General features: G+C 40.9%; 9 protein-coding genes. 4 read left to right on the top strand and 5 right to left on the bottom strand.

The genetic code is table 11. The annotated features are described in order from the left end of the window. Positions 1-40: 40 nt before the first annotated feature. Positions 41-1,471 (top strand): MFS transporter, encoded by a 1,431-nt coding sequence (locus PR799_RS11905; RefSeq protein WP_154628060.1) that lies wholly within the window; start codon positions 41-43, stop codon positions 1,469-1,471. Between the two features lie 49 nt (positions 1,472-1,520). Here PR799_RS11905 and PR799_RS11900 read toward each other — a convergent pair whose 3' ends face one another. Both PR799_RS11900 and PR799_RS11895 read right to left on the bottom strand, forming a co-directional pair. Continuing rightward, entirely contained in the window at positions 1,521-3,317 is a 1,797-nt protein-coding gene (locus PR799_RS11900) for an IucA/IucC family protein (protein ID WP_272522152.1), read from the bottom strand. 200 nt (positions 3,318-3,517) lie between these two features. After that, positions 3,518-5,008, bottom strand: a complete 1,491-nt coding sequence (locus PR799_RS11895) for an MFS transporter (protein WP_272522151.1) — start codon at positions 5,006-5,008, stop codon at positions 3,518-3,520. A 93-nt stretch (positions 5,009-5,101) separates the two neighbouring features. Here PR799_RS11895 and PR799_RS11890 point away from each other — a divergent pair, with 93 nt between their 5' ends. Beyond that, positions 5,102-5,641, top strand: coding sequence for a TetR/AcrR family transcriptional regulator (locus tag PR799_RS11890; RefSeq protein ID WP_272522150.1), 540 nt, complete (start codon positions 5,102-5,104; stop codon positions 5,639-5,641). 69 nt (positions 5,642-5,710) lie between these two features. Continuing rightward, a complete protein-coding gene (locus PR799_RS11885; protein ID WP_272522149.1) occupies positions 5,711-6,583 on the top strand; it encodes a hypothetical protein in 873 nt (290 codons plus the stop codon). 77 nt (positions 6,584-6,660) lie between these two features. Here PR799_RS11885 and PR799_RS11880 read toward each other — a convergent pair whose 3' ends face one another. Continuing rightward, positions 6,661-7,737, bottom strand: a complete 1,077-nt coding sequence (locus PR799_RS11880; RefSeq protein ID WP_154628065.1) for a nitrilase-related carbon-nitrogen hydrolase — start codon at positions 7,735-7,737, stop codon at positions 6,661-6,663. 559 nt (positions 7,738-8,296) lie between these two features. On the opposite strand from PR799_RS11880, the gene PR799_RS11875 reads away from it, so the two are divergent. Next, a complete protein-coding gene (locus tag PR799_RS11875; protein WP_272522148.1) occupies positions 8,297-9,589 on the top strand; it encodes an MFS transporter in 1,293 nt (430 codons plus the stop codon). Between the two features lie 53 nt (positions 9,590-9,642). On the opposite strand, the gene PR799_RS11870 is transcribed toward PR799_RS11875, so the two are convergent. Together PR799_RS11870 and PR799_RS11865 are read right to left on the bottom strand one after the other, a co-directional pair. Next, on the bottom strand, positions 9,643-10,287 hold the full coding sequence (locus PR799_RS11870) for a 3-keto-L-gulonate-6-phosphate decarboxylase UlaD (protein WP_154628067.1): 645 nt from the start codon (positions 10,285-10,287) through the stop codon (positions 9,643-9,645). A 50-nt stretch (positions 10,288-10,337) separates the two neighbouring features. Next, positions 10,338-10,805 carry a PTS sugar transporter subunit IIA gene (locus PR799_RS11865; RefSeq protein WP_154628068.1) on the bottom strand — a complete coding sequence of 156 codons (468 nt, stop codon included), beginning with the start codon at positions 10,803-10,805 and terminating at the stop codon, positions 10,338-10,340. Between the last annotated feature and the right edge of the window lie 47 nt (positions 10,806-10,852).

Genomic DNA, 10,852 nt, shown 5'->3' with positions numbered 1-10,852 from the left:
AATACCCTTTTCTATACTCTTTCGTCCAGCAGGTCTTCGTATGAGCAACAAAACAGTCACCGAATCCAATAAAACAGGCACCGAACCTCAAGGAAAATGGGCCGATTTACTCAGCGGCACCAATGCGTTATTGACGATAGCCCTCACTGGCGGCGTCGCACTCCATGCTATCAATATTTATATTGTCACTACGATTTTACCGAGCGTCGTCAATGATATTGGCGGCCTTGAATATTATGCGTGGAATACCACGCTGTTTGTGGCAACCTCCATTATTGGCTCTGCATTATCCAGTAAAGTACTGGATAGCCTAGGGCCTAAACTTGCCTATCTTAGCGCCCTCACACTATTTTCCTTGGGTGCCATTTGGTGTGCATCCTCACCGTCCATGTTCACCTTATTGGGTGGACGCGCCTTGCAAGGGCTTGGCGGCGGAATGTTATTCGCGCTTAGCTATGCGCTGATCCGCATTGTCTTCACGCCAAACTTGTGGTCACGCGCCATGGGAGTGATATCCGGTATGTGGGGAATAGCTACGTTGTGTGGTCCTGCCATTGGCGGTATTTTTGCTCAAGGGGGTCATTGGCGCTGGGCTTTTTGGGCTTTATTGCCCGTGGCGGTTGTTCTGGCAATGATTGTTATCAACCAATTGCCAGGAAAAAAATCTCAGCAAGCGCAAACAACAAAAATTCCCGTTCTGGCGATTTCACTGCTGGTTATCTCCGTACTTGCTATCTCAATCGGTAGCTTATCTGAAAGCTTGCTCAGTAATCTTGTCGGGTTACTCATTGGTATTGCCTTGCTCATCACCATTGCGTTTATTGATGGCAAGAACGGAAAGCGTTTACTCCCCACAGGGGCTTACTCCCTGAAAACTCAACTTGGGGTTATTTTCCTGACGATGTGTCTGCTAGTGGGGGGAATGACCACCGAAATTTATGTCCCTTACTTCCTGCAAACCATTCACCAGTTTTCACCGTTGATGGCAGGTTATTTAACTGCCGTGATGGCAGCTGGGTGGACGGTGGGTGCTTTACTCAGCGCCAATAAAACGGGCACCATCGTTTTACGTATTCTCAAGATAGGCCCTGTTATCATCTTGGTATCATTGGTTATTCTCGCGATACTGACCCCTAACCTTGCCTTAGTCACCTCCATGTCTTTATTTATTCTCTATTTAATCGCCATGATGGGGGTTGGATTAGGGATTGGCATTTGCTGGCCTCATTTAGTTCTGCGGGTCTTTAAGGCCGCGCCAAAAGGAGAAGAAAACCTCGCTTCTTCCTCTGTTATCACTATTCAATTATATGCGACCGCATTATCCGCAGCATTAGTGGGGGTGGTGGTCAATAATAGCGGATTGATTAATCCTGGTGGGTTAGTCGGTGCTCAGCAAGCCTCTGTATGGCTATTTGCCTTGTTTGCCATTAGCCCACTCTTGGCTGCGATTTTAATTCGCAAAGTTAAATAGTTAAGTCGCTGAAGGATACCCAAATGTGAGTATCCTTTTCTTATATTAACTATTTTTTAAATAAAAATAATGGGTTAGATATCACTTTATTAAGATGCTTATTGGTTTTGATTTCGATAAGCGACAAACATTCAGGACCATGCAGTACTTTTTGTTGATTCAAGCATGTTTGTTTAAATGCTGGTTCAAACAGATTTAATCGCACATACTTCTCGTGTAATTCCGGGTGCTCTTCCTGATATTCATGAATATTATCCGCAACCAATCGCCAGAAATCATCCTCATCTAAGCATTGATTTTTATCTAAAATAACAGCCATATAACGGAAGAAATAGTCGAATGATTCAGTCCAAAAATGTTCAATTTTCTCACTGTCTAACATAGTGTAAGTGCGTTCAACTAGTGCCTCAGGTAACTCACCTTCATGGTTTAAAATACCAACCTCTTCCGCAATGTCCTTCATGAAAATGCCGGCAGGTTTGTCCTCTTCGATAATCAAAATGACGTTTTCACCATGTGGCATAAATACAACATCGTAAGCGTAGAAGAGATGCAATAGCGGCGATAAATAGCGTTTTAAATACTCACGTATCCATTCTCGCCCAGACAAACCGGATGCTTTGATTAATTCAATAAGGAAAGATGTACCGTGATTATCAACATGGAGTAATGACGCCATGGTCATTATTCTCTGATTTTTATCGATTTTATTATATGGATTTTCTCGCCACAGTGCGGACAACATATGTTTTTGAGGCGATTCTTCAGTGATAACCCTTTCAAACAAGGTGTCTCGGTACCCTATTGCAGCAACTTCTTTCAGTAACTTGAAATTTTTCTCAATCAAATAAGCATCTTGTGAAAATATATTATCGAGACTTTCATTAACTATCGGTGCCGTTTTCATTGCATAAGGGGAAAGCCCGCGCATAAATCCAGTGTTAAAAATAGAGATGGCTAGCTTGATATAACGCTTATTTGGCTGACTGATATTGAACAGTGTTCGAATCGATTGCTGGGCCTTATAAGAATCAGAACTTATTCCTAAGTAAATAATTTTTTGACGAGCAATATCAGCTGCAAATCGAATTAAGATTTTTTCACGCCACTGCCACTGATGCACTGGCATCCAGTAGTAATCTTCGTTCAATACCTCATGCTGTTGAAGCACCTCATTGAAATGACTAATTTCCTCTTTGGAGAGCTCTGAATGGATTAAATCTTGGTAATTTAATGAGGAAATTGCACTGAACGTAGCTTTATCTTTATGAACCGCTATCCACACAACATGTTGTTGAGCGCCACATTCTGGGGAATATTTAAGAGAATCAATAAAATCAAATCCATAACACCCTTTATTGATGGCTAAAACGGGGTGCCCTTCGTCCATCATTGATTCTATTAATTGATAATCGGCATGTATCAGTGATTCCGCGTTAAGACGTTCAGTCGCTCGCTTATAGGTCCAACTGTTTAATGTAGATATCAATTCATCAATGTGTATGGGCAGCAATGATTTATCTACCTCTAAAAATTCAAATAATTCGATAAACAGTTCTAAGGCATCAATAGGAGCTTCTTGCTCTTGCTTATATTTTTTAATGGACTCAAGACAGATATCTAAATGCTCTAAGAGATACGGCTTCGCTTTAAAATGATATCGAACCTGTTGGCTATCAATATTAAGCACATAATTATCATCATTAACGAGTATCGGCGTGATAATTCCTTCGTGAGTAAATTCCGTCAAAATCTTCTTTGCCATGATTTTATTCGCCGCAATCCAACTGTCTTTATTCAAGTAATTATCACGGAAAATCAAGCTATCACGGTGGTTTAGTTGCATAAATCCCCTCTATTTTCATTCTCACTAAATTGAAAATGCAGAGTAAGTAAAATGCGCTAGATAAACCATTTTAAAGGGTGTTAGATATACATACTTATTAGATGATTTTAAAATTAATGAAAAGTGCGCTTTTATTCAGCGCACTTTATGCTCAATTTTTAAACCATATTATTTTGGCAACATGATTTAGACAACATTGCTTAGGCTGTACGCTTTTGGCGAAAGAAAAACGGCAACACCACAATACTCACCACCAGCACGATTATCGTGGCAATCATGACAGACATAAATGCGCTATCAAATGCCATATTCGCCTGATTTACTAAGAGATTTGCACTATCTTGCGGTAACCCCTCTGCCACAATTAACGCTTCATCGAGGCTATCATAGACTTTGTCTGCTACCGTTAAACCTGCCGGTAATACCAGCTTGGCGGTATAAACCGCACTCATCAAGCCACCCATAAATGTCACACCAAGCACGCTACCTAACTCGTAAGCCACTTCTTCAATGGATGCTGCCATTCCTGCTTTTTCATCTGGCGCATTTAACATGATGGTGGTTGATGCTGTGGTAAAAATGGCACCTAACCCGAACCCAATACAGAATAAAAATGACAGTAATACCAAACCAGTTGAGGTTTTGAAGACCCACGCAACCCCAATCACGCCGACTAATGTGCAAAGAAATCCTAAAATCATCATCAGCTTTGCGCCGACTTTATGCAAATACATGCCTGCTAATGGAGCCGCTAACACGGACGCAATCGGGATCGGAATAATGTATAGCGCCGCTTCAAATGGGGTGTAACCCAGAACCAACTGTAAGCGTTGACTTAACAGAAGTTCAACACCAACGATAACCACGATGGATAAAATCGCCATCATGATCCCAGCAAAAAACCGTGTGTCGCCGAGTAATTTGAAATCAATCATCGGCGATTCTGATACTAATTGTCGACGGCTAAAAATAACCAAAAATACAATGCCTACCGCAGCCGCTATCAGCAACGTAAACCAATCAATATTCTGTTTCCCCAGCTCTTTTAAGGCATAAATTGAGCCAATCAAGCCCACCAAAATAAATAAAGAGCCTAAATAATCAATAGGTTGATTAGAATTCTTACTACTTTTCGGAATTAAATAGAGTGCAAAAGGGATCACCAACAGAACCACCGGTACGTTGATCAAAAATACAGAACCCCACCAAAAATGATTAAGCAATATACCACCAACTAGTGGTCCTATAGCCGCACCACCGGATGCCACTGCAGACCAAATACCAATCGCCAGCGCGCGTTCTTTCGGGTCTAAAAAGACTTGGCGAACAATCGCTAACGTCGCTGGCATGCTAATCGCAGCACCGACCGCTAAGAAACCACGAGATAAAATTAAGCTAAATGCTGTTGGTGAAAATGCCGCACACAAAGAGGCAAGTGCAAATAGAGGCAATCCAAGTAGAAACATAAATTTATGCCCTACTTTATCACTTAACATTCCCGCAGCGGGTAAGAGACCCGCAACGACTAATGGATAAGCATTCATGATCCATAATTTTTCAGATGCTGTTGCACCTAAATCATGGGTTAACTTAGGTAACGCGGTATATAGCACGGTGACATCAATGACGATGAGAAATAACACACTCGATACTAATAGGAGGATAATCCAACGTTTATAATCTGTTATCATAAAATCTTCTCAACTTGTTTAATTGATCACCTTGATGGATGATCGTGTTACAATATAATTCCATACGTACGTATTGAAAAGAGGTTTTTTTAAATGGGACGTCAACGAACGATTGATCGTGAGAAAGTGCTGGAAGCAGCAGAAGAGATTGTTATCAAACAAGGTGCTACTGCACTCACGATTGATGCAGTCGCCAAATCAATGGGGATTTCTAAGGGTGGAGTCCAATACTGCTTTGGTAATAAAGAAGCGTTAATTGATGCGATGTTTGAACGTTGGGGTCACTCTTATGATGAAATTTTCAGTAAAGCAATAGCCCAAGATAACAGTCCTGAAGGTCAAGTGATTGCGCACATAAAAGCCACAGCGGATCACGATAAAACCAGTATCGCCAAAGGTGCTGCGTTAATGGCATCACTGCTTCAGACGCCTGAATATTTAGAAAGCACTCGTAAATGGTATCGAGAACGCATTGCTAATTTAGACTTATCAACCGAAAACGGCAAGCGAGCTCGATTAATGTTTTTAGCCACTGAAGGCACTTTTATTTTACGCCATTTTGGTTTGATGGATATTGATGATGCAGAATGGCAGTCAATCTTCAGTGATATCGAAAACACCTTTAAATTTTAGGTGAAAATCCATTTTTGATATCGCTAACACTCTCTTTTTTCTATTTTTATCTAAAAAGGAGAGTTTTCAATGAATAAAATAAGTAATGGATACATAGGTAAAGTAGCTCAGCCATATATTGAACAAAACCAACCCGCTTTGGTGAAACCTAAAAACAAAAAAAACGTGTTTATAGAGAGAGTAAACAGGTTGTTTAATACCGGGTTGTTCAATAAATTGCTAAAACATCCCAAGAAGACAAAAAAGACAGAAATCGCACCACCCCATCCGAGTTTCGTAAAGCTGGCTATACCTGAAAGACGCCTTCAAGAAACACAAAAAAAGACGAATTTAGTACCTAACAAAGTACATATTGAGCCGATCGTACATATTGAACCTAAAATCGCAAAAATAGACCAATTCACAGAAAGCTTGCATCGTATCAATATCGCCTTTAAAGATAATTCGCTCGGTGCTGATCATCGACCTACCTTTTTAGTCAAAAATAGCCCTGAATATCCCACAGTCACCCTAGGCAATCGTCATTATCTTGGTAAGGGGGAATATGGAACCGCCTATCGCATGGGTGACTTTGCGATTAAAATTCCTCATCGCGATTTAATATTTGAATACAATAAATATGCTGAGTACGATCGCTGCGCTAGAGTATTAAATGAAATAAATCAAGATGTTAATTTTTCGCGCTCTACTACACTACCAAACGGCAATGTCATTTTAGTCACTAAATTTATTGATGGAAAATCGATAAAAGGTAAGGAGGCTTTTGATTTTGTTAAATCAAGAGGGCGCACTCTTTTTGATCCTGGCTCCGAAGGTAACGTAAAAAAAGACAGGCACAATAATCTGTTTTTAATTGATGCTGATTTTGCTGCTCAGCCTAAACAGTTAAATCGCACCCTGTCTATAGGTACCATTGAAATCTATAATCGTTATAGAAAATAGCGATATCCGTTAGCTTATAATTAATTAAACAAACCAACAACGTAATACACGCTGTTGGTTTTTTATTAATCATGGCTTCATTGCTTATCATACACACTCGGCACAAACACATTTCGCTCGATCATTTTCTCGATTTGCTTATTTAAAATGGTTTCTCGGTAGTGTTTATGATTGCCTTGTGGCTCATGTAAATAGGTATTTTTCGGGTAAATTGGTGTTTCATAAATGAGCTGAGCGCATTCAGTTCGAATATCTTTCAGCCAATTACTGACCGAGGCGTTTGCGCGGTGATGGCGCATGGCTTCAATATCAATCACTCCATACACATAGGTTGAGCCGTTAGTATCCTCTTGTTTACCCACAATTTTACCCTTGTAGTCCACAATCAGTGAACGACCACCACCACAGTCAATTGGTGCTTGTGTGGTCGGGAACATATACATTGAGCCAATATTCGGCGCCACAACATAGAAGTTATTTTCCAACGCACGGGCGCGGTTAGAAATTTCAAATAGGTCATTTTCAGTAAATGGTGTCGGTAATGAGGCGCGATACACCACCTCTGCCCCATTTAATGCCAGACCACGACCGTTTTCAGGGAAGTTGCCTTCCATGGCCATCATTACCCCTAATCGACCAATTTCAGTATCAACAACTGGCCAAAAAGATTGTAATGAACGCCCATATTTTTTTATCCACTCATCGTACAGATCATGAGGCGATGCCGAACGTTCACACGGCAACAAAGAGGACATTTTATGGTGTTTCAGAATAATGTTGCCTTTGGGATCAATAATAAACCCAACGTTAAACATAATACCCGGCCAATCTGGATCACGGGTTTTTGCCTGTGCCATGATGTACACATTTTGAGATTTCGCTAATTCGCCTAATCTGTCAGTCTCTGGACCAGGGATATCAATGGCACCATCTTTTAAAAACTCAGCAATCGGCAAATCCAGCGCTTCATCGTTGAAACCTTGTAAAGCTCCCTCAGGAAGAACGAGTAAACGAACAGGGAGATCCAATGAAGATAGCCACAGCGCACCGTGAGATAGCTCTTCAAGATGGTCGATATTTTTCATAATATCGCTACGCGTTTTTATTCCCCACGTTGTTGGCACTAAACCCACTACACCATATGGCTTTATCATAATAATTCTCCGATTCTATTTTCGATTTACCTGCATTTGGTATTGTTCAAAAATCAAACTCATCGAATATTATTCATATGTTAAATTTATGTCAAATAAATATTAAATTGCATTTTTTGGATATTCACTCTTAATCTGTTCAAGATTTAAGGTTAATATTTAAAATAAAAAATTAGGCTATAAACATATTAACAATCTAGCAATTATCTTATTAATTATAAATATAACCTCGCGTTATTTTATTTTAAAATCATTAAATATCAATAACATGTAAATTTGTTGTTATTTTTAATTTCCGCTTAAAACTAATATAGGAAAACATTTTCATTCTTAAAAACAGAAACAAAAATAGCGAGTAAATATAAGATTTATTAATATTTAACCAAAAAACAAAAACTGCAATAAATATCCTATTCCTGCATTTATTGTACATTTTATTAACATTTCTGTTGTGATTTAACTTAAAAAAGTAAAGTGTAATGTCGGCTTTTCAGATTTAAAAAATATACGTACTTGCCATTAAAAAAATATCGGTCGAATAACGATTAGAGAGTGATTTATGACAATACAAACATCTGAAATTACATCTGTCTCCTCAAAGCGCACGACCTTCAAAGTCATGTTGGTTTGCTGGCTAAGCATTTTATTTGAAGGTTATGACGTGGGGGTGATGGGTGCTGTTTTACCGACACTCTCTGAATATAAAGAGTGGAATTTAACCCCTATTGAATTAGGCGCCTTGAGCAGTTACACCCTCGTGGGAATGTTCTTTGGTGCTTTTATAATCGGAACGTTAAGCGAGTTATATGGTCGACGACGCATGCTATTAATCTGCGTTACGCTCTTCTCGTCCACCATGTTAGCCACTGCTTTAGCGCCAACACCTTGGTTTTTTGGATTAATGCGTTTTATCGGCGGAATCGGACTTGGGGGCGTGATCCCTGTCGCTGCCGCCCTCACCATTGAATATTCACCAACCGAAAAACGCTCGTTTAACTATGCCATTATGTACTCCGGCTACTCTCTGGGTATCTTATGTGCCGCCTTAGTCGCGATTGCGATTCTTAGTCAATTTGGTTGGCGTGGCGTAATGATAGTCGGGTCATTACCTTTATTATTAATTTGGCCAATGTCCCGCCTGTTACCAGAGTCGATTGAATACCTCAATAACCGAGGGCAACACGAAAAAGCGAGAAAACTGGCGGAGAAACTTGAAGTCACCTATCACGAACCCGTGAAGCTAGAAAAGCAGGCTTCTCGTAGCCTAAAAGAAGTCGTCGCGATTATCTTTTCCAAAGATAACCTGCGAGCAACTTGCTGTTTTTGGGTCGCGCTGTTCTGTGGAGGCTTCATCGTTTACGGCTTAAATACGTGGCTGCCATCCATCATGCGTAAAGAAGGTTATGATCTCGGCTCCAGCTTAACGTTCTTAGTGGTGTTCAGTTTATCTTCCGCATTAGGCGGGTTATTCCTCGGAAAAGTCGCCGATAAATGCGGCGCTCGCGGCACAGTTGCGTTCTTCTTTATGCTCGGTGCAATGGGGATTGGATTAATGGTCTTCAAGCAAAATATCTATATGAATTATTTGCTTGTTGGTCTCGCGGGGATTGGCTGTATTTCTGCGCCATTAATTTTGACGGGCTATGTCGCCCATTTCTATCCATCCAGTGTGCGGGCTTCTGCAACAGGTTGGACAATGAGTATCTCCCGTGTCGGAGCCATGTCCGGTCCTATGTTTGGTGCCTATATTGCCAGCCTTGGGGTCGCCAGCAGTTGGAACTTTGCTGCGTTCTCTGCGGTGACGGTAATAGGCGGTATTGCCGTAATGCTACTGCCAAGTAAACGCTTATAAACCCAAAAACAAAATCCCCTCGGTAATTTCGAGGGGATTTCTATCAATACCAATTACCAAAAACGAGCAATTTGTTCACGCAGTGCTTCTGCGGTGGCTTTTCCTTTTTCCCCAACCAATGCACGCCCAGCAATAAAGGCTTTAGCTTTGATGCCTTCGAAAAGGTGAATATCTTCTGGCACAATCCCGCCAGTTATCGACAGTTCGAGTCCTAAATCAGAAAGTTGGCGCATTTTAGTGAGATCTTCAGGTCCCCAGCCCACGCCAGCGAGCTCAGCATCACGAGAACGGTGGTAAATCGCCTGTTTGATCCCTAAGTCTACCCAGTGCTGCGCATCGTCTAATGTCCAGTTACCATACAGTTCAATTTGGATTTCACGACCAAATTCTTCCGCCACTTTTTTGCAGGCAGTAATAGTGGCAATATGCGCCGCCGCTGAAACTGTGATCCAATCCGCGCCTGCTTCAAATGCCATTTTCGATAAAATCGCACCGCCGTCCGTGGTTTTCATATCGCAAACAATAATGTGTGATGGATGATTTTTACGTAGGGTTGAAACCGCATTCATGCCTTCCGCAAAAGCCAAAATAGTACCAATTTCAATCACATCAACAAAAGACTCCACATTGTCAGCAACTGCCAGCGCATCTTTCAGATTGGTTTGGTCTAATGCAATTTGAATTAAAGGTTTAGTCATTTGATTATCCTAGTGTTTTAGATTAAATCGGGTATCTGGTGAATGACGGCTTAAGCTAATGCGGCATCAATCACCTGATAGACCTCATCAGCACTGGTGCAACGGCGAATTTTATCAAGATCAATCCCCGTTTCGCTCTCTTCATCATCCAGTACTTGAGTCACTTCCATTAAGCCTTCCATATGTTCATCAGAAGAACTTCCAGCGAGTGTAATGAGGACATCCACAGGCTCACTTTCCCCATCAAACACAATCGGTTCTTTTAATGTCACCAAAGCAAATGCGGTTTTTAAAACGCCATTTTCTGGGCGGGCATGAGGTAAGGCTAAATTAGGTGCAATACAGATATAAGGGCCTAACTCTTTGACGCTGCTAATAATGGCTTCATGGTAATCCGGCAAAATCGCCCCAGATGCGATGAGCATATCGGTGCCAATCTTAATTGCATCCTGCCAATTATCCGCTGAGGCATGTAATTTAATGGAATTGTTATCCATTAGAGATTGTTTGAAACCCATGGCATTGCTCTCCTATCGTCATGGACATACATCACTGAATCCCCATG

It is taken from the genome of Providencia sp. PROV202, assembly GCF_028479565.1.
Classification (GTDB): Bacteria; Pseudomonadota; Gammaproteobacteria; order Enterobacterales; family Enterobacteriaceae; genus Providencia; species Providencia zhijiangensis.
Note: the sequence above shows the minus strand (reverse complement) of the source record. Positions and strands in the feature narration are given on the sequence as shown.

Coding starts and splice junctions, on each gene's coding strand:
- PR799_RS11875 (WP_272522148.1), top strand. CDS start 8,297: ATGACAATACAAACATCTGAAATTACATCTGTCTCCTCAAAGCGCACG.
- PR799_RS11905 (WP_154628060.1), top strand. CDS start 41: ATGAGCAACAAAACAGTCACCGAATCCAATAAAACAGGCACCGAACCT.
- PR799_RS11865 (WP_154628068.1), bottom strand. CDS start 10,805: ATGGGTTTCAAACAATCTCTAATGGATAACAATTCCATTAAATTACAT.
- PR799_RS11885 (WP_272522149.1), top strand. CDS start 5,711: ATGAATAAAATAAGTAATGGATACATAGGTAAAGTAGCTCAGCCATAT.
- PR799_RS11880 (WP_154628065.1), bottom strand. CDS start 7,737: ATGATAAAGCCATATGGTGTAGTGGGTTTAGTGCCAACAACGTGGGGA.
- PR799_RS11900 (WP_272522152.1), bottom strand. CDS start 3,317: ATGCAACTAAACCACCGTGATAGCTTGATTTTCCGTGATAATTACTTG.
- PR799_RS11895 (WP_272522151.1), bottom strand. CDS start 5,008: ATGATAACAGATTATAAACGTTGGATTATCCTCCTATTAGTATCGAGT.
- PR799_RS11890 (WP_272522150.1), top strand. CDS start 5,102: ATGGGACGTCAACGAACGATTGATCGTGAGAAAGTGCTGGAAGCAGCA.
- PR799_RS11870 (WP_154628067.1), bottom strand. CDS start 10,287: ATGACTAAACCTTTAATTCAAATTGCATTAGACCAAACCAATCTGAAA.